This is a genomic window from Actinomycetota bacterium (genome assembly GCA_014360655.1).
GTDB lineage: Bacteria > Actinomycetota > Geothermincolia > Geothermincolales > RBG-13-55-18 > JACIXC01.
Genome location: JACIXC010000009.1, coordinates 17,501 through 43,806, shown reverse-complemented (window position 1 = coordinate 43,806; position 26,306 = coordinate 17,501). Strand labels below are relative to the sequence as shown.

21 protein-coding genes are annotated in these 26,306 nt (G+C 64.6%); 9 read left to right on the top strand and 12 right to left on the bottom strand.

The window, feature by feature from the left end; genetic code table 11:
• Window positions 1-178: 178 nt before the first annotated feature.
• A complete protein-coding gene (locus tag H5T73_07620; GenBank protein ID MBC7247631.1) occupies window positions 179-2,527 on the bottom strand; it encodes a C40 family peptidase in 2,349 nt (782 codons plus the stop codon).
• Between the two features lie 745 nt (window positions 2,528-3,272).
• Here H5T73_07620 and H5T73_07615 point away from each other — a divergent pair.
• On the top strand, window positions 3,273-4,433 hold the full coding sequence (locus H5T73_07615) for an aminotransferase class V-fold PLP-dependent enzyme (protein MBC7247630.1): 1,161 nt from the start codon (window positions 3,273-3,275) through the stop codon (window positions 4,431-4,433).
• 113 nt (window positions 4,434-4,546) lie between these two features.
• On the opposite strand, the gene H5T73_07610 is transcribed toward H5T73_07615, so the two are convergent.
• The gene (locus H5T73_07610) at window positions 4,547-5,113 is read right to left on the bottom strand and encodes a TraR/DksA C4-type zinc finger protein (protein MBC7247629.1); all 567 of its coding nucleotides are present in this window, start codon (window positions 5,111-5,113) and stop codon (window positions 4,547-4,549) included.
• A 64-nt stretch (window positions 5,114-5,177) separates the two neighbouring features.
• Window positions 5,178-6,188: a VOC family protein gene (locus tag H5T73_07605; GenBank protein ID MBC7247628.1), complete on the bottom strand. Its 1,011-nt coding sequence runs from the start codon at window positions 6,186-6,188 to the stop codon at window positions 5,178-5,180.
• Between the two features lie 197 nt (window positions 6,189-6,385).
• Between H5T73_07605 and H5T73_07600 the strand changes: the two genes are divergently transcribed.
• From H5T73_07600 to H5T73_07585, 4 genes are all read left to right on the top strand, one after another.
• Window positions 6,386-6,565: a hypothetical protein gene (locus H5T73_07600; protein ID MBC7247627.1), complete on the top strand. Its 180-nt coding sequence runs from the start codon at window positions 6,386-6,388 to the stop codon at window positions 6,563-6,565.
• Between the two features lie 60 nt (window positions 6,566-6,625).
• Window positions 6,626-7,675 carry a DUF2804 domain-containing protein gene (locus H5T73_07595; protein ID MBC7247626.1) on the top strand — a complete coding sequence of 350 codons (1,050 nt, stop codon included), beginning with the start codon at window positions 6,626-6,628 and terminating at the stop codon, window positions 7,673-7,675.
• Between the two features lie 133 nt (window positions 7,676-7,808).
• Window positions 7,809-8,315: a hypothetical protein gene (locus H5T73_07590; GenBank protein ID MBC7247625.1), complete on the top strand. Its 507-nt coding sequence runs from the start codon at window positions 7,809-7,811 to the stop codon at window positions 8,313-8,315.
• A gap of 9 nt (window positions 8,316-8,324) precedes the next feature.
• Window positions 8,325-9,239 (top strand): methylenetetrahydrofolate reductase, encoded by a 915-nt coding sequence (locus H5T73_07585; protein MBC7247624.1) that lies wholly within the window; start codon window positions 8,325-8,327, stop codon window positions 9,237-9,239.
• A 145-nt stretch (window positions 9,240-9,384) separates the two neighbouring features.
• On the opposite strand, the gene H5T73_07580 is transcribed toward H5T73_07585, so the two are convergent.
• The 3 genes from H5T73_07580 to H5T73_07570 form a co-directional block, all read right to left on the bottom strand.
• Window positions 9,385-10,029: a PHP domain-containing protein gene (locus H5T73_07580; protein MBC7247623.1), complete on the bottom strand. Its 645-nt coding sequence runs from the start codon at window positions 10,027-10,029 to the stop codon at window positions 9,385-9,387.
• Window positions 10,020-10,667: a PHP domain-containing protein gene (locus tag H5T73_07575; protein ID MBC7247622.1), complete on the bottom strand. Its 648-nt coding sequence runs from the start codon at window positions 10,665-10,667 to the stop codon at window positions 10,020-10,022. The genes H5T73_07580 and H5T73_07575 overlap by 10 nt, the downstream gene beginning before the upstream one ends.
• A gap of 209 nt (window positions 10,668-10,876) precedes the next feature.
• Entirely contained in the window at window positions 10,877-11,557 is a 681-nt protein-coding gene (locus H5T73_07570) for a hypothetical protein (protein ID MBC7247621.1), read from the bottom strand.
• Window positions 11,558-11,751: 194 nt separating this feature from the next.
• Between H5T73_07570 and H5T73_07565 the strand changes: the two genes are divergently transcribed.
• Window positions 11,752-12,561 (top strand): alpha/beta fold hydrolase, encoded by an 810-nt coding sequence (locus tag H5T73_07565; protein ID MBC7247620.1) that lies wholly within the window; start codon window positions 11,752-11,754, stop codon window positions 12,559-12,561.
• Between the two features lie 79 nt (window positions 12,562-12,640).
• Here the strand turns inward: H5T73_07565 and H5T73_07560 are convergent, their stop codons facing one another.
• Window positions 12,641-15,139: an MMPL family transporter gene (locus tag H5T73_07560; GenBank protein ID MBC7247619.1), complete on the bottom strand. Its 2,499-nt coding sequence runs from the start codon at window positions 15,137-15,139 to the stop codon at window positions 12,641-12,643.
• A 465-nt stretch (window positions 15,140-15,604) separates the two neighbouring features.
• Entirely contained in the window at window positions 15,605-16,903 is a 1,299-nt protein-coding gene (locus H5T73_07555; GenBank protein ID MBC7247618.1) for a glycosyltransferase, read from the bottom strand.
• A 397-nt stretch (window positions 16,904-17,300) separates the two neighbouring features.
• On the opposite strand from H5T73_07555, the gene H5T73_07550 reads away from it, so the two are divergent.
• Window positions 17,301-18,863 carry a long-chain fatty acid--CoA ligase gene (locus tag H5T73_07550; protein MBC7247617.1) on the top strand — a complete coding sequence of 521 codons (1,563 nt, stop codon included), beginning with the start codon at window positions 17,301-17,303 and terminating at the stop codon, window positions 18,861-18,863.
• Between the two features lie 122 nt (window positions 18,864-18,985).
• Here the strand turns inward: H5T73_07550 and H5T73_07545 are convergent, their stop codons facing one another.
• Genes H5T73_07545 through H5T73_07530 form a run of 4 tightly spaced genes read right to left on the bottom strand, consistent with a single transcriptional unit; the run spans window position 18,986 to window position 23,006 of the window.
• Entirely contained in the window at window positions 18,986-19,897 is a 912-nt protein-coding gene (locus tag H5T73_07545) for a heme-binding protein (GenBank protein MBC7247616.1), read from the bottom strand.
• A 12-nt stretch (window positions 19,898-19,909) separates the two neighbouring features.
• Window positions 19,910-20,278 carry a DUF1667 domain-containing protein gene (locus tag H5T73_07540; protein MBC7247615.1) on the bottom strand — a complete coding sequence of 123 codons (369 nt, stop codon included), beginning with the start codon at window positions 20,276-20,278 and terminating at the stop codon, window positions 19,910-19,912.
• Window positions 20,279-21,532, bottom strand: a complete 1,254-nt coding sequence (locus H5T73_07535; protein ID MBC7247614.1) for an FAD-dependent oxidoreductase — start codon at window positions 21,530-21,532, stop codon at window positions 20,279-20,281.
• Entirely contained in the window at window positions 21,525-23,006 is a 1,482-nt protein-coding gene (locus H5T73_07530) for an FAD-dependent oxidoreductase (protein ID MBC7247613.1), read from the bottom strand. The genes H5T73_07535 and H5T73_07530 overlap by 8 nt, the downstream gene beginning before the upstream one ends.
• A 619-nt stretch (window positions 23,007-23,625) precedes the next feature.
• Here H5T73_07530 and H5T73_07525 point away from each other — a divergent pair.
• Both H5T73_07525 and H5T73_07520 read left to right on the top strand, forming a co-directional pair.
• The gene (locus H5T73_07525) at window positions 23,626-24,642 is read left to right on the top strand and encodes a YhdH/YhfP family quinone oxidoreductase (GenBank protein ID MBC7247612.1); all 1,017 of its coding nucleotides are present in this window, start codon (window positions 23,626-23,628) and stop codon (window positions 24,640-24,642) included.
• A gap of 430 nt (window positions 24,643-25,072) precedes the next feature.
• Window positions 25,073-25,942 (top strand): SDR family NAD(P)-dependent oxidoreductase, encoded by an 870-nt coding sequence (locus H5T73_07520; protein MBC7247611.1) that lies wholly within the window; start codon window positions 25,073-25,075, stop codon window positions 25,940-25,942.
• Window positions 25,943-26,306: the final 364 nt, after the last annotated feature.

Here is a 26,306-nt window from a genome sequence, read left to right as displayed (position 1 = left end):
GAGCCGCCATCCCCGCGGCACGGTTCTTCCCTTATAAGCGGGGACAGGAGTGCTCACCGCCCCGTCACAGGGAGAGGCGATACGTTCTTTTCGTGCAAGCGGTGATAGGAACCCGGCAAGGCCGGGCGTCGGGTGTTCCACGGCGTTCGTGGAAGCGTCTTCTCGTAACCGCGCGGACTCAACCGCCGGTGTAGCCCTCCGCGAAGAAGGTGCGTTCCTGGGGACTCTCCTGGGCGCTGCAGTTGGTGCCGCCGGCGCGGTTCTTATAGACGAAATAGACCGACCTCTCGACGAAGAGCGGCAGCGTGCATTCCACCCGCGTGGCGAAGGAGCATTTCCCCAGCCCCGGCACGTCGTTGGCGCACACGCTGACGCGGGAAAGGGCGGGCAGATACGCGTCCAGCGTCACCTCGGATCCGTCTTCCCGCGAGAAGACCACGCGGGCCGTCGCCGCCTCCGCGTTGGGGTTGGCCAGGCATATCCAGGTGTCGAAATCCCCGCCGGTGTACCCTTCCGCCAGGTACTGCCGGGTAGCGGGACGGGAAACCGCCGCGGAGCAATGCCCTCCCTGGCGGCCCCGGTAGTTGAAGTACATGGCGCGCTCGGCGATGATGCCCACCCCGTTGAGGGACGCGATGGAAACGCCGAAGGAGCGGTCCGGGACATCGTTCTCGGCGTTGACGGTGAGGCGGGAGCGTCCCTCCACCCAGAGCTTCCGGCTCACGTTCGTCCCGCCCTGCACCAGGTAGGTGACCTCCACCTCCGCCGCCTCCGCGTTGGGGTTGGCGAGGCATATCCAGGTATCGAAAGCGCCCCCGGTATATCCCTCCGCAAGGTAGAGCCGGGTGGAGGTCTGCGTGAGCGCGGCCGTGCAGTGTCCGTCCCGCCTGCCCTGGTAATTGAAATACATGACGCGCTCAGCCGCCACCGCGACCCCGTTCAGGGAGCGGTAACTGATGCCCACGTTACCCGCCGGCAGGCCGGGCACCGCGTTGACCAGCACGGTGAAGCGGCGTTGCGGCGCCAGGTTATAGGTGCACACCACGGGGGGCCCTCCCTCCCGGAGGTAACTCACCTCCACCGTCGCCTGCGCGTCGCTGGGATTAACGAAACAGAGCCAGGTGTGAAACCCGCTCCCCGTGTACCCCTCCGCGAAATATCCCTGCTGGGTCGGTTGTGTCATGCCCGTGCTGGCATGTCCACCGTCTGCCCAGCCCTGGTAGTTGAAGTACACGGCGCGCTCGGCGATCACCCCCGGGGCGGGCGAGCGCACCTCCATGGATACCTCGTCGTAGGGGAAGAGGCTGTCCACGGCGATGGTGAAGCGGCTGTGGGGAGCCAGCAGGTAATTCCTGGACTCGGGCCCCTTGTCGGGGCGCAGGTATCTCACCTCCACCGGCTGTTGCTGCGCATGGGGGTTGTATATGACCAGCCAAGTGTCGAAGTTATCCTTGTAGGGCCCGCCGACCACCCTCCTCCCCCAGGCGAAATGGGTCCTCCAGTAGTCGTTGTTGTCGAGGCAGTCGAAACTGACGCCGGCGTTGGAGCCCGTGGAATGGATGAAAATCCCATTTCCCACGTACATCCCCGCGTGCCCTATGTATCCCGAGGGAGCGTCGTTCGCGTTCTCGTAGAAGAAGATGGCGTCGCCGGGCTCCAGGGCCTCCCGGGAGACATAGAGATAGCGCTCGTCCCGCGCCTGGTCGTCGGCCACCCTCATCATGGGATAGCCCATGCGCATGGAGAGTGTGTTATAGATGAAGCCCGAGCAGTCGAATCCTCCTTCCGATTCCCTCTCCCCCCCGTAGACGTAGGGGCACCCCAGCCTCTCGAAGCCGTAGCCGACCGCCCGCCGCTGCCCCTCCGAGGCGGCGGGAAGCCTGCAGCGGGCGGCGCTGAAGGAATCGCGCAGGTACCACGTCCTCCAGCTCTCCAGGTTGTCCAGGCGGTAAAGCGTGAAGGCCATCTCGCCCCGGGGATAGGGTTGGCCCGGCCATACCTTGCTGTAGCGGTATTTAAGGTGTAGGTCCATGAAGACGGTCATGGCCCCGGAGTAGTAAGGGTTGCCGCCGGTGAGCGCGTTCACGTTCTGCGCCACGTCGTTCAGGCCCTTGCCCGCCGTGACCCCAAGCGCCACCCGCTCGAAGGAGACCGCCTGGTAGGGCTGGAAGGAACCGTCGGGCAGCCTGTCCATGAGGCCGTACTTGACCGCCAGGTTGGCCCACGTGAAACCGGGATCCGAGGATGGGAGGTCGGTGAAGGTGATGGAGGGGTCGGGGCTCTCCCCCGCATGGCGGAAGACGCAGACCAGGGCACGCGCGCAGTCCAGGCGGGTGGTGCCGTCGGCGGGGCGGAAACTCCCGTCGGGATATCCCTGCATGTAACCCTTCTGGAAGGAGTACTCGATGGCCTGCTGTATCTCCGCGGGTTGCGAGCCTATGTCGTTGAAGGAAGGCTGGGCCGCCACCACCCCCACCTGCGCCAGCAGAAACGAGAACACGAGCGCCGCCACCGTTGCAGACGCCATTATTTTCCTTATATAGGCTTTTCTGACGCTTTGCATTTTCTCGTTTTCCCTCGTGGTTCCTATTGCCTTACCGACCTGGCTTCCGTTCTTGGCTCGCCATCATTTTCCCTCGCCATTGATAAATCGTCTCCGCCCCTTCTTTTCTTGAATGCTCCGCACGGTTTCATTCCCCATTATGCCCGTTGATTTCACACTATCCCACCTTTTGGATCGATCAACCCATGATCAAGCCGGGACCGGGGGTAAGGCGAGCGACATCGCAAGCGCCCTCCTTTTTACTGCCCAACTGAGGCCGGGAACGACCGGGTCGGTCGCAGCAAGCCTGCGAGCGAGACCGTTACCCGGCGGCCCGGCCGCCGGAAGAAGAACATATACGCACCCAACCAGCCCGGGGAACTACAGGGTCGGTCGCAGCGAGGACGCCTTACCCAACGTTCCGGATTTATGAGAAAGATACGCGGCGCCGAGCGAGACCGTTACCCTGAGGCCCCGGGCCGGAAGTAGGGCGGATACGCACCCAACTGAGGCCGGGAACGACCGGGTCGGTCGCAGCGAGCCTGCGAGCGAGACCGTTACCCGGCGGCCCGGCCGCCGGAAGAAGAAAAGAGCGCCGTGAAGCGAGCACGAGCCCCGTCCCGGCCACCCAACACCCTACCCGAGGTGTTACCCATGGCCCTCATAATAAAGTGATATCATTATGCTGCCTTAAAGCCATTCAAAGGGACAAAAAGGCGAGGAGGGAGCCTTGGGCGGAGATATTTACCTGGACAACGCGGCTACCACCTATCCCAAGCCGGAAACCGTCTACGAAGCCATGGACCGCTTCGCCCGCGAGGTGGGCGGCAACCCGGGCCGCAGCGGACACCACCGCAGCCTGGAATCCGGTCGCGAGGTGCTGCGGGCCAGGGAGGCCATATGCAAACTCTTCTCCGTGAGCGACCCCTCGCGCGTCGTCTTCACAAAGAACGCGACGGAGGCGTTGAACACGGCAATCCAGGGCTTGCTCAGGGAGGGGGGGCACGCCGTCATCACCTCGCTGGAACATAATTCCATCTGGAGACCACTCGAAGCCATGAGGCGAGATGGTCTCGCCACCTACACCATCGTTGACTGCGAGGAGGACGGCCGCCTGGACTTGAAGCGCCTGGAAGAGGCCTTTTCGCCCTCCACGCGCCTCCTCGCCTGCACGCATGCCTCCAACGTCGTGGGGAATCTCCTTCCCGTCGCGGACATGGCGGAGATCGCGGCCGCACGCGGTGTGGCCTTCCTGCTCGATGCCGCGCAGACGGCGGGGCGCGTCGAGATCAACCCCGAATCGATGGGCATCACCCACCTCGCCTTCACCGGCCACAAGGAGCTCTTCGGCCCCCAGGGGACGGGCGGACTGTACATCGCCCCCGGATGGGAGATGGAACCGCTTTCCTACGGAGGTACCGGAAGCCGCTCCGAGAGTTCCGTGCAGCCGGATTTCCTGCCCGACCGCTACGAGAGCGGCACGCTCAACGGCCATGGACTGGCGGGATTGCGCGCCGGCGTGGAATTCGTCCTCGAGCTCGGCCTGAAGGAGATCCGGAGACACGAGGAGGAGCTCACGGGAATACTTCTGGAGGGCTTCGACGAGATACCCGGGGTAACCTTCTACGGTCCGCGTTCATGGGAGGAACGCGTTGGTATCGTCTCCTTCAACCTCAGCGGTCTCACCTCGTCTGAGCTGGCTTCCCTCCTGGACGACGAGTACGGGATATGCGTACGCTCCGGCCTTCACTGCTCCCCTCTTTCCCATCGCACACTGGGCACCCTGCGCGGGGGCGTGGTGCGTGCGAGCTTCAGTTACCTGAACACCCCCGAGGACGTCGACGCCCTCCTCCGTGCTCTCCAGGAAATCTCCTCGTCCATCCGCCGTTGATCGTCGTCTCTCCCCTGCGCCCGTCCAGCCCGGGGAACCAATAAGGCAGCGCGTGGAGTCGGGCACCAGGGTGTTGCCAAAGGCAAAGTCCGAGGTGCGACCCCAAGGTGTTGCTACTGCGGAGGGTAAAGGGGGTGTTCCCCCTTGGAGCAAGGAAGGCAGAGGCGCCGCCCCTCCACCTCCACCAGCCTGGTCTCCATGGTGGGCTCGCCGCACCTCTCGCAGGGGATGGAGGGATGAATGACGGCCTCCTGCGGCAGTTGAAAGTCGATCTCGTCCACGCGGAAGAGCTCCTCGAGTGGCGCGCCGAGGAGGCGTTCCATGGCCTGCTCCCTCCTGCGCGCGGGGTCCACTTCCTCGCCGCCCGGCGCCAGCGCGCCCGCCTTGAGGCTGACCCGCACGGCCCTTCCGGGACGCTCGCGAGAGGCGAAGGTGAAGACCTGCTTTCCGTAGTCACGGAAAACGAGGTTGCCTTTCCCGAAAGTGCAACCCGCGAGGAACTGCACCGCGTCCACGCTGCAAGAGTCGTTTTCCACCACGCAGACCAGCTCCTCGTCGCCCGAACGCGTGATGCCCATCATCCCCAGGGCAGCCTTGGTCGCCCGGTACCCGATGGCCAGCCCCGGGCACAGGTGCCCGTGGAACTCAGCCGCAGCCTGAAGATCCTCGGGTATATCCATTCCCGTTCCTCCTTCCCCGGACATATCAGCGGTCCGACCCCAGGATGCGGCCCAAGGATACGTTTCAGAAGATGCGCAGCTTGACGCCTGCCTTTATGAGCCACACCATGGCGTATTTCATGAGACGCGGGGAGGCATGCAGCACCTTCTCCACCTCCACCATCTCCACGACATTCCCATCCGGGTCCTTTATGTAGGCGAAGGAGCCCCTTGTCCCGGATCCCATGTCCACGCGCGTGGGAGGATGGTAGAGCTCGGCCCCCCTGGCAAGCAAACCGTTCACGGTCTGCGAGAGGTCGCTCACGTCGAATGCCATCTCCATGAGGCCTACGTCGCCCCACCTTCTCCCCTCGTAGATATACCTCCCCTGGTATCCCGGGGTCTGCACCAGCTTGATTATGGCGGTCTCCAGCAGGGGCAGCGCGCTCTCGCCTTCCGGCACGTGCTGCAGGATGACCATCTCCATCTCCTTGCCGCCGGTCACCTCGTCCATCTCCGGGATGCGGCCCTTGAACTCGTGGATGGTCCTCTCGAAGCCCAGCACCTCCCGATAGAAGCGGCGCGACCGTTCCATGTCCCTCACCCCGATGGCCACATGCCGCACGCCCCCGACGGCCGGCTTCTTCCCCCCCGGCTCCTCCACCAACTGTACGAGGAGGCCCTCGGGGTCACGCAGGTAGGCATAACGCTGCTGCCCTCCCGTGCTGAGCTCCATGCTGCGTACAGGGGTGAGGAACTCCACCCCCCTGTTCTTCAGATCCAGGTAGAGCGCCTCCAGCTGAAAGGCCTTGAGTCCCAGCTCCAGGTAACCGATATCCCCCCACTCCACCGGCTGCGACGGCTCCATGGGACGGGTGGAGGTGTGCTCGATAAGCTCGATGGCCCCTCCCCCGTTGGCGTTCATGGCCATGAGGGCCCGCATCTCCACCAGGGCCCCGACGATGGGGGCCATCTCCTCCAGGTAGCTGGTCTGGTCGCTCAGCTTGACGCGGAAACCCATGAGGTCGCGGTAAAACCTGTAGGTGCTTCCGGTGTCGCGCACTCCCATGCCCACGTGCTGAAAAGCGGTGATCATCCCTTCCCTCCTTATCGCGCGAGGAACCTTTTCCCGGTTTTCCCTCTTTGTCTTCGCCCCCCTTATTCTATCCACAACGGGCAGGGGATGGAAACGCACAAGGGAAAGAGGCCTCCGCAAAGGGAGGATTGCGCCCGCCGAGATGATAACGCAATATAGGAAGGGGTGCGTGGAACAGGCAAGAGGAGCTGCAGCATATGGCCAAGAGGTATGACAGCGGAAAAGGGATCTTCGAGAAGTACGAAGGGCCCGGCCCCGCCGGGGGTAAGAAGGTATGGGTCAAGAACAAGAGGGATGGTAAATGGGGCAAGGGCGTGGGTCGCACGACGGAAGAGGCGGAGGAAAGGGCGAAGGACGACTTGTGGAGGAAGAAGTAACCACATGATGGTGAGCACGACAGGCAAGTGCACTCGCGGGCAATGCGAGGAGGGTTTATCATGAGGACCATAAAGAAGACCCCTCGGCGCCTTGTGGTGGACGGCCGCGTGGTCGACTTCGGCGCTTTCGAGGAACCCTTCCGCGAGCTGGGGCTGGCGGAGGCGGAAATATTCGGCGCCCGCCTTCACTTGCCCCGCTCCCTGGTGCGCTTCCGGCTCAAGGAATGGCAGCACTTCGGGGTCATACACCCGGACCATTACCTGGGCATGGTCATCTTCGACGCCAAGTTCATGGCCGTCTCCTTCATCTACCACTTCGACCGCGCCAGCGGACGCATGGCCGAACACGCCCGGCAGGCTCCGGGGGGCAGGGCCAGGCTGGCGGAGACCACCTGGAGGGGGGAATGCTCCTTCACAGCGCGTGGCTATTCCCTGCACGTGGAGAACAACCTCGAGGAGGGCTACCACCGCGTGCGCATGGACGCCGCCCCCGGACGCGGCCTGCCGTCAATACGGGGCGAGTTCCGCATGCTCGAGGACCTCGGCCGCTTCCAGCCACTGGTGGTGGTGAGCCCCTTCTCCGCCAACCGCCCGCTCTACACGCACAAGGCCGCCTGCCCGGTGGAGGGAGCGATCACCGTTGGCGACGAGGTCATCGAGCTCGACCCCGGCCGCGACGTGTGCCTGCTCGACGAGCAGAAGGCCTTCTATCCCTACCGCAGCTTCTGGAGGTGGATGACCTTCGCGGGTTACGCGGAAGACGGCAGGCTCATCGCCGCGAATCTCTGCCAGAACAACATCGCGGACGACGAGACCTACAGCGAGAACTGCTTCTGGATCGACGGGAAGATCCATCTCACGGGCGCGGCACGTTTCGGCTACAGCGAGGCGGACATCCTCGGGCCGTGGTTCGTGAAGACCACGGACGGGGCGGTCGACGTCTCCTTCTCTCCCCAGGGGGAAAGGGCGCAGAGGATCCACGTCGGCCCCCTGCTCTCCGACTTCCACCAGCCCTTCGGCCTCTTCCGCGGAAGGCTGGGCGGAGCCGGCGAGGAGGTGGAGGTGAAGGACCTCTTCGGCCTCTGCGAACAGCACATCACCCGGTACTGAAACAAGTTCCTCTAGGAAACGTCCTCCGCGGCCCGTATAACGCCTGCTTTCACCTTCGCACGACCTCCGCGTCCACATCACCGGGTCCCCTGGGGCTGAAGCGTGTTAAAATTGGACTCCAGGAGGTGATCGCATGGAGATGCTCGTCTGCCCCGCCATGTCCGTGGACGACAAGTACCGCACCCTCTACGCCGCGCTCATGGGCGTCTTCAACGACATCGCCGAGTACGCGGGTTCCCACCTGAGCAAGCAGCAGCTGCAGGAACTGGTCAACGCGGCCATGCACGGGGTGGGATGGAGCGCCGGCAAGCGCCTGGTCAGGGTCTACCGCCTGCAGCCCACGGTGGAGGACGCATTGAAGCTGCTCCTCCTGCTCAACAACGAGTCCCTGGCCTACCTCCCCAAGCTGAAACAGATCTACGCGGAGCTGGACGGCGACGTCGGGTACCTTACCATCCGAAGGGATCCCTGGTACGACTGGTACTTCAAGCACATAGGGATAAACTGCGAGGAGAGCTGCTCGCAGCACGAGTTCAAGGGGCTGGTCTCCCACCTGGGGGCGGACTTCAGGATCGAGGTCCTGGAAGCCCTCCCCCGCGGGGATGAGCGCTGCCGTTTCCGCATCACCAGGGTCAAGTGAAACGCCGACGTGGACGGGTTCCCCTCCCCCTCATCCTCGCGACTGGCTAGCGCGCTGCGCGAAGGCCGCTTCGCCGTCACCTGCGACCTGCATCCCCCGCGGGGAAGTGACCTGGAACCTTTTGACAGTGAAGCCGCGTTGCTGCTGGACTGGACGGACGCCCTCTTCGTCACCGAGGCGCCCGGCGCGCGCCCCCGCATGAGCAGCCTGGCCGCCTGCATTCACCTCCGCCACGCGCTGGGAGTGGAGCCGGTCTTGCAGGTGGTATGCATCCGCTCCAACCGCCTTGCCCTGCAGGGCGAGCTTCTGGGCGCGGCTGCCCTGGGCATAGTAAACCTCCTCATCCTGGGGGGAGACCCTGCCGCGTTGGGGTCGTGCCCGCAGGCCGAGGACGTGCGCTGCCTGGACAGCATCGCGTGTATCGCCATGGCCCGCGACATGCGAGACGAGGGCCGCCTGGTGGACGGGAGCCCCCTGCGGGGAAACGCCCCCTTCCTCATCGGCGCCGCCGTCGACCCCCAGGCAGGTCCGGACGAGATGGAAAGGCTAAGGAAAAAACTGGAAGCCGGTGCGGATTTCTTGGTCACGCAGCCCGTCTGCGACGTCGCCGCCTTCGCATCGTGGTGGGAGGAGGCGCGTCACCTTCTCGGCGGCCGTCCCCTGCTGGCGGGAGTCCTTGTCCTGGGAAACCCGCGCACGGCGCGCAAGCTCGCGGACAGCCTGCCGGGCGTGCGCATCCCGGAATCGGTCCTGGAAAGGCTCGCGTCGTCTGCCCGCCCGGCGGCCGAGGGCGCGTCCATGGCCGCCGATGCGGCGCGCGCCCTGCGGGAACTGCCGGGCCTGGGGGGCGTGCACTTCATGAACGCCTGCGGGGCGGAAAACGTCGTCGCGGCCATACGGAAGTCGGGGTTGAGGAAAGCCTGACGCGTTTTCCGGGGCCCTCCGGAAACGGCCCGCTTTCCATTCATCCGGTCGGCCTCTCTTCTTTCCTCTTCGCGCCGCAGCTCCCCGTGTGCGCCCGCCGGCCGACCGCCGGCCCGCAGGATGCCCCCCGTCATCCATCCCACCCTTATCCGGCTTCGCGCCGCAGCTCCTCGAGATATGCCCCGTAGAACCTGCCCTCCCGCAATTCCCGCAGGAGGTCTTCCTCGCTCGTTATCCAGCGCTCGAAGACGGTCACGCACTTGCCCACCTGCCATACGGCATGGGCATCGCTGCCGCCCGTACCGGGCACACCCCATTGCGCGGCGAGTTCCTGGGCCTGCCGGTTGCTGCGTTCCTTGTTTGCGCCGTTATGCGTCTCCAGGGCTACGACGTGCCGCGCTATCTCACGCGGGAATTCGTGGCGGTGGCCGTGCTTGGGGTCCCACCCCCGGCAGGGATGGGCGGGGATGATCACCGCCCCATCGGCCTCCGCCATCTCCACCAGTTCCCAGAAAGTGGTAAGGTGGTACCTGGTTTCCCGCTTCATGCCGAAGACCAGCATGTCCCCGAAGTTGGTATAGATCTCCACGCCACGGAAGACGGGATATCCGCTACCTGCGGCATAGGCTATCATCTTGTCCGCGCCGCGGTGGGAATGGTGGTCGGTGACGCATATGGCGTCGATGCCCAGCTCGCGCACGCGCTCAAGCAGCTCGTCGGGAGCGAGTTGGGAACAGAGGGAGCCCAGGTTGGTATGGATGTGCAGGTCGACGATCACGGCTACCTCCACGCGCGGGAGAGGTTCACTTCCTCCACCTCGCCGGCGTATGCGGCGCGACACCTCCCCGCCCTTATCTCGCGCACCAGGTCTTCCTCGTCCTCGATATCGCGCTCGAAGACGGTGAGGCATCGTCCCACCTGCATGGGGAAATGCGCGTCGCTCCCTCCCACGCCGGGCAGGCCGTAGCGGGAGGCGATCTCCCCGGCGAGCAGGTTGGCCTCCTCTGTGTTCCCGCCGTTCTTGACCTCCAGGGCGTCGATGCTGCGCAGGAGGTATTCCGCCTTCTCCCGTCCCATCCTCTCGTGAAAACCGCGGTCGCTGCGACAGGGATGCGCGGGGATGATTATCCCTCCCGCCTCCCTGACCATGCGCCAGAGTTCCTCGAAGGGCGTCTGCCAGGGGAAGCGGGAGCGGAAGAGGCCGAAAACCAGCATGTCCCCGAACTCGGTGTACACCTCCACCCCCCGCAGCACGGGAAAGCCCATCTCCCTACCCAGCCGCCAGGCCTCCTCGGCCCCTTCCATCTCCTCGTGCTCGGTGACGCACACCGCGTCCAGCCCTATCTTCCTGGCGACCACGATGAGCCCCCTGGGGTCTATGTGGGAGCATGGCGAGGATATCGTGTGGACGTGCAGATCGACCAGCATACGTTTATCGCCTCCTTGAGCCGCCCGGCGGGCGGACCAGGGATATTCTTTCATACCGTGCGCCCTCCCTACAAGAGCAATCCCTAAAACCGCCTACCGAAGCGATACGGCATCCACTAAAACGGCACGATACCGTGGCACGGCCGGCGCCACGCCGGGGCAAACCGTTCACGCGCAGGGGTCCGGCCACCATCCCGAAATCTGAGCGGTCACTGTACGGGTTGGAGGCACATGACGATAAGAGTGCCCAGGAAAAGGGCGATTCCCATGAACAAAACGGTGATTCTCAAGCCCTCGGCCTTCAGCTTGGTGCAGATGCCGGCGAAGAAGAGCACGGCGGCGAAAAGCACCGTGAGCAGGACGTAGAAATCGGAATTACGGATAGCCTCCTGTGCCTCCTCTGTCCTGGCCCGTGCCTCACCCTCCAGCCTGCGTGCCTCCTCGCGGTTCGCGTTCCCGTATTCCGGCATCATGAAGGGGTTCGTGGGCGCATCCGGGTTGTTCAGGGGATCGGTGGCTTTCCAGGCCTGGACGGCGCGTTTCAACTCCTCGCGGAAGAGGTGTTCCTCGTAGAGTCGGACCGTCTCCGCCTCCCCCGCCCGCAAGGCCTTCAGGTAATCGAGAAACATCTCGACGTCGATATCCATCTCCGTGTCCGCGAGATCATCCGCCTCGGCCGCGTGCACCCTTGCGGCGTTGGCCTGGCTGAAAGCCATGGACTCCTGGCTTCTCCAGCGGGCGGCCTGGTAAGCGCTCCAGGCCGAGGTCACCGTTGCCAGCGCCAGTAGTATGGCGGCCAGGACCTCTATCCATTCCCCGTGCAGCCTGGCCAACAGGCCCGGTCGCGGCATCTCGCTGTCCCGGACCTCGTCCTCCGCCTTACCGCTCAATGCTCTTGCTCCTTGCCCTCGCCGCCTGCCGTCCGGGCGCCGCCCGGAAAGTCTTCCCGCCGACAGACGCGGAAATTCCCCTGGCCTTGGTCCGTTAAAGAATATCGGGCGCGAAAGGAAAAAAATGAATGTGTCGTGGTGCATGGTAATGCCGCGCTATCCCGCGGGTCGATCTCCTGTAGACCTCATATAATATGGGTATGGACAAGGGTATGGATACCGAGGTGAACCGGGACCTGCCCCGGGGTGTGATGTTCGCCGCCTACACCGTGCCCACCCTGCGGCGTGTGGTGCAGAGCGAGGACGGTGCCTACCTGGACACCCTGCGCCTGGGCCGACCTCCCGGGCGAGGCGTGGTGCTCTGCCACGGCTTCGGGGGGAACAAGAACATCCGCGACTTCGTGGCCTTGGCCCAGGACCTGTCCCTTGAATATACCGTGTACACCTTCGACTTCCGTGGCCACGGCCTCTCCCCGGGACGCTCCACCTTCGGATACCGGGAGGTGCTGGACCTCAAGGCGGTGGTGGAGATGGCCCGCGAGGACGGCAACGAAGCCCTGGCGGCGCTGGGTTTCTCCATGGGCGGGGTGGTGGTCATCAGGTACGCCGCCCTCTACCGGGGGCTGGATTCCGCCATCGTGGTGAGCGCGCCCGCGGACCTGCGCACCTGCCGGGCGCCGGGCGCCAGGCTCATCCGCGCCCTCATGGGCAACCCCGTGGGCAGGGCGATCGCGGGCGCTCGCTACGGGGTCAAGGTGGACGCTTCATGGAAAAAACAGGAAACGCCGGCCCAGGTGGCGCACCTGGTCGCTCCCCAGCCCCTGACCATCATCCACGGAGAGGACGACTACGTCTTCGAGGTGGAACAGGCCTACGAGCTGCAAAAGGCCGCCGGTGACCACTGCCGCCTGAAGACCTTCCGCCCCTTCGGCCACGCCGAGCAGGGCTACGGGCCGGAGTTCCTGGCCTACGTGCTGGAGGTCCTCCGCGAGGACCTGCGATGAGGCCTGCTCCAGGAGCGTCAGCAGGGACACGCAAGGGGCCACGCGGGGATGCGGCAATAACGCACAGCCCTGTCCGGGATCAGTCCCTGCGCCGCTTGGCGACGATGGCCAGCATGCTGGGGAGCACCAGGATGGCCCCGAAGAGGGCTCCCGTGAGCCCCACGGTGGTGGTCCAGCCGAACCTCTGCAGGATCCCCATGTTAGAGAAGCCGAGGATAGCGAAGACGCCCGCGGTGGTGAGGGCGGCGGCGACCAGCGCCCGGCCCACGTTCTTCACCGTCTCCCTGACGGCATCCTCCAGGGAGAGCCGGCTCGCGTGCAGCTCCTCGCGGAAACGGTGGGTGACGTGGATGCCGAAGTCGATGCCCGCCCCTATGACCAGCGAAGCCACCATCACCGTCATGATGTCCAGGGGCCAGCCGATGACGTACAGGAAGATCAGCTCCGCTATGACCCCGCACACCACCACCACCAGGGTGACGATACCGTAGGCCAAGGACCTGAAGACCGCTATGAGCACGAGCATGCAGAGAAGCAGGGCCAGGCCCGAGGTCTTGATCTGGGTGGGGACGATGTTGTCCAGCAGGTCGGCGATGAGCACGGTGATGCCCGTGGCGCGCAGGCGCAGGCCCGTCTGCGCGCTCGCGACCGCGGCGTGCTCCCGCATGATATCCCGCTTCACGATGAACTCGTCCTCTTTCTCCGAGAAACCGGATTTCAGCATCACCATGGCGGTGGTGGCCACCCCCGCGCTTTCCGCACCCTCCTCCTTCACCAGCGAGCCCAGGGGCATGCGCTGCTTGAGCCTGGCGACGATCTCCTCCACGCCCTGCAACGTCTCGGGAAGCCTGCTGTCAGGCGTCTCCGCGAGGATGTAGTCGGCGATGGAGCTGACGCCCTCGCGGCTGAAGAAGTTTTTGTTCCCGGGATCATTGCGAGCGTCCCGGACGATGGCATCCTCCATTTCCAGCAGGGCGGCGAGGTTCTCCGGTTGGTAGATATTACTTCCTGCGGGAGCCTCCACCAGGATGATGTCGCTCTGCTGGGGCCCGAAGATCTCCGTTATCTCGTCGTGCGCCGCCATGCTGGGCATGTCCCTGGGCATCATCTTCCTCATGTCCGCCCCCGTCTCCACGTTGAAGAGTGAGAAGAGCGCGACGGCCAGCAGGGCCAGGGTCGTCACCGCCACCGCCCAGTGATGGCGCTCCGCCACCATGGCCATCCTCACCAGCATGCGGTCGATGAACATGCCGTAACGGGCATCGCGGCGCCGCGAGCGCATCTTCTCCAGGTGCGCGTCCAGCTTCTCCTCCCCCTTGCGGCGGTCCCTGATGACCACGATGGCCGGGAGCAGGGTGAGGGAGAGGAAAAAGCTGAAGGCGATGCCCAGCATGCACAGCAGGCCGAAGTCCCGCATGGGCGGTATGTCGGTGATCATGAATGAGGAGAAGCCGAACACGGTGGTGATGGCGGTGAGGAACACCGCTATCCCCACCGTCTTGATGGAGGTGGTGGCGGAGAGGTCCACGTCCAGGCCCTCCTCCCTCTCCTCGTAATAGCGGCTGAGGATGTGGATCACGTAGGCGATGTTTATGCCCATCATGAGGGGCATGATGGCCACGCTCATGGTGCTGTAGGTGATGCCCACCCATCCCATGAGCCCGACTAGCCAGAAGATGGCGACGAGGATGATCAGGAGGGGGAGCCCGATGTCGGAGACGCGCCGGAAGGTGAGGTAGAGGATGAGCATGATGAAGAGGAGCGCGATGGTCATCAGCTTCCTCGTCTCCTTCTGCATGAACTCCTCGGCCTCCATCTGCATGGAGGCGTTGCCATACACATAGATACGCGCTCCCTCGACGCCCTCGAACTGCCGGGGGAGGTAATCCTTGAAGCGTTTCCCCAGGTTGACCTGGTCCTTCTCGCTGAGGTCCGGGTTGACCTGGAATCTTACCAGGGTGGCGGTGTAGGCGCCGTCCTCCCCCCTGACCGAAGCGTCCTTGACGTGTTCGCTGTTGGCTTTGAAGACCTCGACGAACCGGGACTTCATCTCGGGGGAGAGGCTTGTGCCGGCGAAGCCCGCCATCATGTCAAGGAGGGGGGAGTCCGGGTCCGGGTCGAGGTAGAAGGCCATGAACTGCTCGATGACGGCGTCGTCTACGGAGGCAAGATCGACGGGCATCTCCATTCCCGCCGCCTTCAACATCTCCGGCAGCTGGTACTTCAGGAAATCGAGGTAGGTCTCGACGCCCAAGACCTCTCCTTCCTTGAAACCCGCCTCCACCATTGCCTCGGGACTTATCCCCCACAACGCCCTCACCATCTCGGGGTCGGTGACGTCCTCCGCGGTCACCAGCACGGTCTCGTAGGACACGCCGCCGAAGATATCGTTGACATCGTTAAGGGCTTGTATGGACTCGTAGCCCTGGGGCATCATGGCCTCCTGGCTGAGCTCGGTCTGCAGGCGCGGGAGGCCAGCCAGCAGGAAGGCGGTGATCAGCGCGATCACCAGCACCACCAGCCAGGGCCGTTTCTCCGACTGGGCAGCGAGAAAGGTGAAGATCTTCAGCATGGGCATCTCCCTGTCGTCGTCATGTTACCGCCTGTCTCCCTTTCATCGCCTTCTCCGTCCTCGCGCATCGCCGCGGGTGGCTCCACCGGCGAACCCTGCGCCGCCTCCGCATCTTCCGCGCTCACTGCTCCCTTAGGAGCCACTCATCCGGGAATACGCATCATCCCGGCGGACACCCGGTCTCTATCTACCGCCCGTGGACGACATCAACACTCACCCTACCGCACCATCTCCAGGCGCCCCCCTGGTGGCACCCGGCACGGGATGCTGCGCGCGGCAACGGCGCCGGCCTTTCACCGATTATCCTTGCATTATTCAATCTTTACCTTTATCAAATAATTATGGGGCCATGATAACGGCGAGGGCCTTGGACTGTCAAGAAAGTGCGCCGGTTCACCGCGTTGCTACTCGCCCGGTCTGCCGTCATTGCCCGTGTCGTCCGATGGCTGGCGGTTCGAGAAGAGAGGCCCGTCACCGGCAGCCTTTCCTGGATCCCGATACCTTTCGTTTGCCGATCCCGGCCGTCACGGCGATGGTTTCCGACGATAAAGGGTCCCCCGTTGTCTGGCGGCCCCCTTCAACCAGGTCCAGCAGCACCCGCTCCAACCGTTCCACCCCCTTCTCCCAGGAGAAGCGCTCCTCCGCCAGGCGGCGGGCGCTCTCCCCCAGCATCTCGCACAGTCCGTCGTCGCACAGCAGGCGCACCACGGCGGCGGCGAACTCCTCCGGCGTGTCGGTGACGAACATGTCCGCGCCCTCCCTCGCCTCCACGCCCTCCGCTCCCAGGGACGTGGTCACTATGGGCAGGCCCATGGACATGGCCTCCAGTAGTTTGCCCCGGAATCCGCCCCCGATGCGCACGGGGTTCACGAAGACCTTGCTCCGCTCAAAGTAAGGGCGCACGTCGTCAACCGTGCCCGTGACCACCACCGAGGGGTCGCGCCGCGCCAGCTCCAGGAGATCCGGCGTGGGATCCTTCCCCACCACGTAGAAACGTGCGCCCGGCAATTTCTCCTTCACCAGCGGCCATATCCTCTCGTGGAACCAGAGCACGGCGTCACGGTTGGGGTCGTGGGGGTAATTCCCGAGGAACATGACCGCCTGCTCGCGCTCGCATTCCCCGGAGGGGCAGAAACGCTCCACGTCCACGCCGTGCGGGACCACCTCTATCCTGAGGTCCGGGCGGATGTCCAGCAGTTCCTGCTTCCCCTCGGGGGTCAGGGTCAGCACGAGGTCGGCGTCGGCGTACATGGCGAACTCGAACCTCCGCAGCCCCTTCAGGTTGAAGAGGGCGGATAGCCCCTCGCGGGAGAACCTCTGCACCCGCCAGGCCTTGCGCCGCGCCAGGTAGTAACATTCGTGCACGGACATCACCCGCTTCACGCCCGCGAGGTCCGGGTTACGGAAGAGGTATTGCGCCACGGCGGAATACTCGGAGACCACCACGTCGTAGCGATGCCGCTGCGCCATCTCGCGCAGCGCTGCGTACATGTCCGGCGAATAGGCGTTCAGGAAATATATGGGAACTGGCGAGAAGAGGAAGTCCCGCGCCTTGCGCCAGGCGGGGCGCGGGCCCGGCATGGGAACGCCGCGGTAATCGAGGCAGAAGCGCGCCACGGTGTCCTCGTACGCACGCTCCTCTTCGGACACGAAGCAGAGCAGGGACACGCGATGGCGGCGTGAGAGTAGGCGCACGCGGTTGTACACCAGGATGGGGCCCCCGATGACCTTTTCGTGGGGCAACGTCTTGCACAGGAATAGTATGTCCACCGTTACGGCTCCTTCTTCCTCTCCTCGCTCCCCCGCTGCGTGAAAACGCAACCGGCAACGGGCTCCCGTACTCGGCTTTTCATACATCGGTCATCCGGGAGCCCGTTTTGAGTGGTCTCGCGAAGGCTGCGTCACCCGCGGTCTCCGGGAAGGGGATGCTTGAACGTTTTCCCATGTAAAAGCATGTTTACTTAATGTAAACTTTACATTATAATCTAACCCATCGGTCGGTCGATGCGGATGGCGTTCCACTGACGGCACCATGCAACGCTGCACGGCTGCAGTCCGTTCCCGGCACAGCAGCACTACGTTTCCGGCACCAAGCACACCACTCCGCATTGGTCGGCCCCTTAAAAGAGAGCAAGGGTGGTTTCCGGAAACCCAGGAGGTGAAAGCGATGCCATTGAACGTCGGAAAATGGCCCCTGAAGGCGGCGACGCACTTCGTCTTGGAGAACAAGACGGCCCTCATCAGTGGGGAGAAGAGCCTTACCTATAAGGAGCTCAACCAGCGCGTCAACCGCGTGGCCAACGGCCTGCTCGAGGCGGGGCTGAAGAAGGGGGACCGCGTGGCCGCGCTCTTCTTCAACTGCATCGAGTTCATGGAGGTGTACTTCGCCTGCGCCAAGACGGGCTTCATCTTCATCCCCCTGAACTTCCGCCTCACGGCGCGGGAGCTGAACGAGATCTTCGAGGACACCGAACCCAGGGCCCTGTACTTCCACTTCGAGTTCAATCCCGTCATCGCCGAGCTGCTGCAGATGTACAAGAAGCCCATCGAGGTCCTGGCCACGGTGGGTGAGCCGGTGCCCGAATTCGCCCTCCCCTACGAGGAGTGGATCAACCGGTTTGGAGACGGGGAACCCGTGGTACCCGACCCGCCGGACCTGGAGGATCCCCAGCTCATCATGTACACCTCGGGGACCACGGGAAGGCCCAAGGGAGCGGTCCTCCCCCATCGCAAGACCTTCTGGAACACCTTCAACGACTCCCTGGAGCTGCAGTTCAACCTGGACGCCGTGTCCCTGGTCTCCATACCCCTCTTCCACTCCGGGGGGCTGAACATCATCTGCGTGCCCACCCTCTACAACGGCGGAACGGCCATCGTGCCCAAGTTCTTCACGCCCGACGACGCCCTGCGCCTCATCCACGAATACAGGGTCACCCACTTCGGGGCTGTTCCCACCATGCTGCAGATGATGCTCGACGTGCCCGACTTCGACAAGTATGACCTGAGCTCCCTCAAGGGAGTGGGCATCGGGGGCGCGCCGGCCTCCCGGGAGCTGCTGGAGAGGATAAGGGACAAGATAAACCCGCCCTACATCGTGCAGGTCTTCGGGTGCACGGAGACCTCCATCATCCTCGCCTGCCACAGCATGGAGAAGCTGGGAAGCGCTGGGCTGCCCATGACCCACGCCGAGGTGAAGGTGCTCAAGGAGGACGGGACGGAGGTGGTCCCCGGCTCCGGGGAGATAGGCGAGATATGCACGCGCGGCCCCTACGTCATGCTGGGCTACTGGAACATGCCCGAGGAGACGGCGGAGGCCATGAAGGACGGGTGGTTCCACTACGGGGACCTGGCCACGGTGGACGAGGACGGCTACATCTACGTGGTGGACCGCAAGAAGGACATGATCATAAGCGGCGGCGAGAATATCTACCCCGCCGAGGTGGAGAAGGTGCTTGGCGAGCACCCGAAGATACAGGACGTGGCCGTCATCGGCATGCCGGACGAGAAGTGGGGCGAGGTGGGCCACGCCATAATCCTCCTGAAGGACCCCAACGACCCCATCACCATGGAGGAGATGGAGGCCTTCTGCGATGGGAAGCTGGCGCGCTACAAGATACCCAAGAAGATCTCCTTCGTGGAAGAGGTGACCCGCACCCTCACGGGGAAAATCATGAAGGAGGAGCTGCGCAAGCGGTTCGCGGCACAGGAGCAGGAAAGGTCTCCCGCGTAGAGGAACCAGGGGTCACTCCGTGGCCGGGGCGATGTAGTGCGGAGGGGATCGCTTCGCCCCTCCGCTCCTCTGGATGATATTTGCGGGGGCTCTCGCGCTGACGCCGTATGACGCCAGCGGGTTCACCACGCGGAGAGGGCCGTCCTGACCGCCTCGCGCGCGATGCGCACATCCTGTGCCGGGGTGCCGCCGGCGACGCCTACCGCGCCCAGCGCACGTCCGTCGCCATCCAGTATGGGCATGCCCCCCGGCACGGGGCAGAACCTCTCGTTCCATCCCGAGGTGGGGATGCCCCACCCCGGCACGTCTTTCCTCCCGAAGGAAGCGGCCTCGGCGCTGGGCATGCGGAAGGCGGCCGCCGTCCATGCCTTGTCCCTGGCCAGCTCCGCGGTGGGGACGAGGGCCCCGTCCATGCGGTAGATGACGCGCGGCCAGCCCTCGGGGTCCGTGAGGCAAACACTCACCAGCAACCCCGACCTCTCCGCCGCCGCCAGGGCCGCCTCCACCACCCTGGAATATCTTTCCAGTTCACTGGGAGGGGGGTCCTCCTCGTCGTACATGGCGGACCAGCAGCGCTGGCTGACGGTGTTGTCGTCCTGGGCGGAAGGCGTCCCGCTGGTCCCCACTCCGCCGATGACCTTCATCTCCTTGTCCCGGATGGGTATGCCCCCCATGATGGTGGTCAGCCTCCCCTTGTGCTTGAACTGCAACCCCATGCCGTGATGCCCCAGCGGCAGCTGGTCAAGGGGGGCGAGGGCGGTGCGGGGGTCCGTCATGCGCCCCAGCATGAGGGTGGGCGCCAGGAAGGTGGCCGCGGTCCACGCTTTTTCCACCGCTATGTCGAAGGTGGCGGGTGGGGCTCCCTCCATGCGGTGCCCGGCTATGACGGCTCCCGCCCTGTCCACCACCACGATGCTGCATGGCCAACCGATGAGCTTGCCCGCCACCCTCTCCGCCGCCCGCAGGCCGCGGCGCGCCAGCTCCAGGGTCACCACGTCTATCTCGTTCAGCTCGTTCCCGCCCGGCGCTTCCACCCTTGCCTCCACCTAGCCCTTCCAGTCCGTCGTGGCCACCAGGTCCGCGCCGCTGCCCGCCACGTCGGAGACGATCACCTTCCCGCAGCGCACGGGGGGCTTCACCCGCAGCCTCGCCGTCTCGCGCATGATATCGGCCATGAGGGTCTTGAGCACGGGGCGCGAGGTGCGCACCGGAAGCAGCGGGAAGCCCTCGTCCACAGTACGCACGGTGGTGGTCAGGGTGCGCACCGGCTCCCTCAGTTCCTTGAGCACGTACCTCTCGCCCTGCCTGCACTGCGCTCCCTTGATGCGCGTGACGCCTCCCTTCTTATCCAGGACCACGGTCACGCGGCAGCCGAGGGGGCAACCGATGCAGATCACCGTCTCGCTCGCGGCCATTCAGGCCTCCTCCCCGATATCACAGTCCACGCGCAGCTCCCCGTCGCGGATTAACTGGGATATTTTACCATACGGCACCTCTTCTATGATCATCTCGCTGGGCCGCACGGAGCGGAAACGCTTCCAGGCTTTGCCGCCGAGCCTCAGCGACGCCTTGCGGCCCGGCCGCGCAACGCGCAGGTGCAGGGTCACGTCCTCCTTCCCGGAAATGTACTGCGGCACCACGTACTTCACGTTTTCCCCCGCGCTCACCCTGATCTTCCCCGCGAAGGGCAGCTTTCCCTTATCTGCGAAACGGGCGGCGGCGCGTCCGGCGGCCTCGGCCTCCCAGCTCACCCAGTCCACCAGGTCGTGCACCTGCACCACGTTCCCGCCGGCGAAGATGCCGGGAGCCCTGGTCTGGCGGTTCTCGTCCACCACCGGGCCCCCGGTGACCGGGTCGAGCTCCACGCCGGCCTTCAGGGAAAGCTCGTTCTCCGGGATAAGCCCCGCGGAGAGGAGCAGGCAATCGCAGGGTATGAACCTTTCCGTGCCCCGCACGGGCCGCCTCTCCGCGTCCACCCGGGCGACGGTGACCCCGCTTATCCTGCTCTCGCCGTGCACGAAGGTGACCGTGTGCTCCAGGAGCAGCGGTATCCCGAAGTCGTGCAGGCACTGCACCTCGTTGCGGATGAGCCCGCCCGACCAGGGCATGATCTCCACCACCGCCTCCACCCGGGCGCCCTCCAGGGTGAGGCGGCGGGCCATGATCATCCCTATGTCGCCCGAGCCCAGGATGACGAACCTCCTGCCCGGGATATAACCGTCGATGTTCACGTAGCGCTGGCAGGTCCCGGCGGTCATCACGCCGGAAGGCCTGCCGCCGGGGATGCCCAGGGCTCCCCTGGCCTTCTCGCGGCATCCCATGGCCAGCACCACAGCGCCCGCCTTGAACTTCGTGTAGCCGTGGCGGCTGCTCGCGGCCGTGATCTCCCGCCCGGCCGTGATGTCCAGCACCATCGTCTCCAGCCTGGCCTCCACGCCCGCCTTCTCCGCCCGCCGGATGAAAACCCTCTCGTATTCGGGCCCCGTCATGTCCTCGCCGAAGTAAAGAAGGCCGAACCCGTTGTGGATGCACTGGGGGAGCAGGCCCCCCAGCCTTTCCGACCTCTCGATGATCACCACCTTTTCCGCCCCCTGCTCCCGGGCGGCGATGGCCGCCGCCAGCCCTGCGGGCCCGGCGCCGATGACCGCGACGTCGATCTTCTCAGCCATCGTCCCGTCCCTTCTCGAGGATCTCCTTGACCCGGAGGGAGAGGTGGGTGGAGTCCCCGCCCTTCTTGGTCACCTCGCTTTCCGGGATGCCGAGCTCGCGCGCCAGGATGCGCGTGACCCGGGGGCCGCAGAACCCGCCCTGGCACCTGCCCATCCCCGCGCGCACGCGGTGCTTGACCCCGTCCAGGGTGGTGGCTCCCCTGCGTATCGCCTCCAATATCTCCCCCTCGGTGACCGTCTCGCAGCGGCATACCACGTGCCCGTAGCGGGGATCCCTGCGGATGAGCTCCCGGCGCTCCCTGTCCGAGAGGCGGCTGAAATCCGGTATTCCCCTGCGGTGAGGGTCGAACTTGGGGTTGGGCTCCAGCTTGAGGCCGTCCTTTTGCAGGATCTCGACCACCTCCGCCGCCGCCCCGGGGCTCGCGCTCACCCCGGGATACCCGATGGTCATGTTTATGAAGCGTGGGACGCGGCGGGACATCCCCACCTCGCACTCGTGCCAGCCGATCTCGTAGTTGCGGAGCATGAGGAAACCGCAGAAGGCGTTGATCACGTCGCTTTCCGAGATGTCTGGGACCAGCCGCCGCGCGTTCTCCAGCGCCCTGCGGGCCATCCTCTCCGTGGTGGAATGGTCACCCCGGCGGTTGATCTGCAGCTGGATACCGAAGAGCAGGTTTCCCTCCACGGTGGGGACCACGATGTTCATGTCTCCCGGCTCCTCGGGGAGCACGCTTACCAGGCCGTTCACCAGCCCCTCGCAGCGGCGGTCCAGCACGCCCACGTAACCCTTGACGGGGAAGAGCACGAAATCGTCCGCGTCGACCATGGCGGCGACCTTGTCCACCCTCTCGCCGGCGGCGTTGACGACGTAGCGAGCCCGGAAATCTCCGCGCGTGGTGGTCACCTCGAAGTAGTGGTGTCCGGGCCTGATGTCCAGCACCTCGGTGTCCAGCATGAGGTGGACCCCGTTGCGGCAGGCGTTCTCCACCAGTGCCTGGGTGAGGTAAACGGGGTTGACCACCGCGATGTCCGGGTCGTGAAGGCCTCCCAGGATTCTCGGGGAGACGTTGGGCTCCATCTCCTTGAGTTCGGGGTACCAGTAGAAGCGGTCCTTCCCCAGCCCCAGGCTCTCCGTGCGCCGGGCCAGCTTGTCCAGCTTCCCCTTCATCTCCATGTCCCAGCACATCTCCCAGCCCCCCACCTTGCGGAAGGGGACGTCGAGCTCCGCGCACAGGGACTCCATCATGGAAAGCGAACGCCAGAGGAGATGGCTGCGGTGGTATTCGGGCCGGAACTCGAGCGTATCCTTGCCCTGGTTGACCACGCCCACGTTGGCCTTGGTTATCCCCCACCCCACGTCGACGTTCTTCTCCACCAGGGTGACATCCACGCGATACTTTGAGAGCTCGCGAGCGGTAGCCGCCCCCAGGATGCCCGCCCCGACGATGAGCACCTCCGTCTCCGTGTAGGACATCCTCCCTCCCCTTCAGGCATGGCCATCCACGCGGTTATCATATGTGGGGAAACGGGCCAATGTCAATTTTCATGGCCTTTCCGCATCATGGAATAAAGGAGCGGGGCGCCATGGAAAGCGAGGTATCTCCTGCTCTCAACCCTGAAGGTGATCTCCGGCATCTTCCTTCACCCGAGCCACCTCCCTTTATAGTTGGAGCGCAAGGACGGGCAAGGCGATGACGGCATCTCCCGCGCCGCCTGCTCGGGCATCGCCGGGAAGCGGACGATCCCCGCCTGGCGCCCGACCGCGGAAACTCCCCGCGGGAACACGGAACGGCTTCCCCGCATATACCGGATGACATCCCCGGTATTTCTGGGCGCCACTGTCTTTCGGGTCTTTTCGGTCGTTCTGGTAACCCCGTCTCAAGAGAAACCCGCCCCGGGGAGGAACCCACCCCTGGCCGCCACGCAAGCATCCGGATGCGGGGCATGCCGGTGGTTTTGACCACCGCGGGGCGTTGATGGATAATGTTTATGGCTTTCGGACGGAAGGGCACGACCGGCGAGCCGCGGGAGCAAGGCGTGGCGGTACGGCCCGATACCAGATAATACCATATGACGCGGAACGGAGGGTTGAGATGGGAAGCAGGTCTTTCAAGGCGCTGGTGGTGCGCGAGGGAGAGGACGGGGTTTTCACGCGCAGCCTGGAGGAGAAGGACATCGACGAACTGCCCGCGGGAGACGTCCTCATCCGGGTCCACTACAGTTCGGTGAATTACAAGGACGCCCTGTCCGCCAACGGCAACCGCGGGGTCACCAGGAACTACCCTCACACGCCGGGCATCGACGCGGCGGGCGTGGTGGAAGAAAGTGCCAGTCCCGACTTCGGTCCGGGGGACGAGGTGCTGGTCACCGGATATGACCTGGGCATGAACACCTCGGGCGGGCTTGCCGAGTACATACGCGTCCCCGCCTCCTGGGTGGTGAAGCTGCCGCAGGGCCTGACGCTGCGGGAGTCCATGATCTACGGGACGGCGGGTTTCACGGCCGCCCTCTCCGTGTGGAAGCTCACCGAGGCGGGAGTAAAGCCGGAGGTGGGCGAGGTGCTGGTGACCGGCGCCACCGGCGGCGTGGGGAGCCTCGCCATGCGCATCCTGGCCAAGCTGGGCTACAACGTGGTGGCGGCCGCCGGCCTCCTGGACGAGGCGGAGTTCGCGGACTACGAGAAGAAACTCCTGGAGCTGGGCGCCGCGCGCGTCATCCCCGCCTCCGAGGTGGACGACACCTCGGGGAAGCTCCTGCTGAAGGGGATCTGGCCGGGCGCCGTGGACACCGTGGGCGGCAACGTCCTGGCCACGGTGGTGAAGTCCGCCGCCTACGGCGGGGTGGTGACCACCTGCGGTAACGCCGCCGGGCACGAGCTGAACCTCAACGTCTATCCCTTCATCCTGCGCGGCGTGAGCCTGCTGGGGGTGGACTCGGTGGAATGCCCCATGGACCTGCGCCTCAAGGTGTGGGAAAAGCTGGCGGGCGACTGGAAGCTCGACAACCTGGAGGAGCTCTCTTCCGAGATAACCCTGGAGGAGGTCGAGGAAAGGATAAAGCTTCTCCTCGCCAAGCAGTCCAAGGGCCGCGCGGTGGTGAAGATCCAGTAATCGCTGATGGCGCTGATGGGGTCCTGATGGGGTCACATCTTCGGTATTCGGCCGCGACGCCGAACCAGGTTAAACTGGGTTAAACAACAACAAGCTGAACCCCCCCCCGTCATTGCGGGGCGATGGCGGGAGGAATAGGGTTATAGGGTAAATCGGGCGAAAAGCGTAACCGACCCGAAGATCGAAGATGTGACCCCTTTTATAATATTTGCATCTTGCAAACTTTTCTATTTTCAATTATACTTTGCATGGCGAGCTAGGGGTCCGTCCGCTAGCGAGGGCGAACCCCGCGAGAACGCCCCTACGGCCTACAGGCGGAAGGGAAAGCACGCCCGCGCACGTGCTCGCTACGGATGGAAAACCAAGCGGTTCGCATGGCGCCGTCGGCGGAAGACGGAATCTCGGCGTCGAGCAAGAGGGAGAGGACATCATGGGCAACGAGTACGAGTGGGACGGGAAACTGGCACTGGTAACCGGTGGGGCCAGCGGCATCGGGCTGGCCATCGCCCGCGCGCTTGCCGCCAGGGGAACGGTACCGCTGCTGGTGGACAGGGATCCCGACGCCCTGCAAGGTGCGCTGCGCGAGCTGCGCGCGCAAGGCCTCCAGGTCCAAGGCTTCGAGGTGGATGTCACCGGGTCAGCCGCCGTGAAAGGCCTGCGGGAGCAGTTGCGGGCAAAGGGCCTGGTGCCCGACATGCTGATAAACTGCGCCGGCGTCACCCTTGTGGCCCACGCTTCCGCCACCGACCTCGAGGAGTGGAACCGCATCATCGGCGTCAACCTCATGGGCACGGTGAACGTGGTCGAGACCTTCCTCCCCGACCTGCTCGAAAGGGGCGCCGGTCACATCGTGAACATCGGGTCCATCGACGGGCTGGTGCCCATGCCGGGGCTCTCCGCTTACTGCGCCAGCAAGTTCGCGGTCACCGGCATGAGCGAGGTCTTATACTACGACCTCAAGTCACAGGGCATAGGGGTGACCCTGGTCTGCCCCGGCTATGTGAACACGCCCATGTCCCGGGCGCATCCCGTGAAAGACCTCCCCATACGGTTCCGAGGGTGGCGGTTCGTCTCCCGCCTCCTGGAGCTCTTCAGCAGCAGCCCGGAGAAGATAGCCGCACGCACCCTGAAAGGGGTGGAGAAAGGGCGCTTCCTGGTCATCCCCGGCTTTCCCTCCCGCCTCATGTACCTCTACCGGCGTTTCTTCCCGCGGCTGGCCTCCTCGTCAGGGGTGGCCGTGGCCCGCCTTTACGACCGCCTTCGCCGCCTGCACCTCCACCGGGCGACCCAGGCCTGCTGAGGGCCTTCGCCCTCCTCCCGCAATGCCGGACCAGCAGCATATGGGCGAGGCCTAAGCGAAGGCCGGAGATCGCGTCACTTCCCTTGGCCGTGGCCGCTCCGAGGGAGGAAAAGACGTCAAATCCATCAGTCGTGGCCCACCCCAACGGAGGAATAAGCGTCGAATCTCTCGGCCTTTTACCCTTACGGACGAATACACGTCACATCCCTTGGCCGTGCCCCACCCTGAAGGAGGAATAAGCGTCGTATCCCTCGGCCGCGGTCCACCCTGGTGGAAAAGAAGCTTGACGCCGGGAAGGTCTTCTCTTATTATTAAAAAACCGACCGGTTGGTACATTATATATTAAACGGATCGGTCAGGCGGC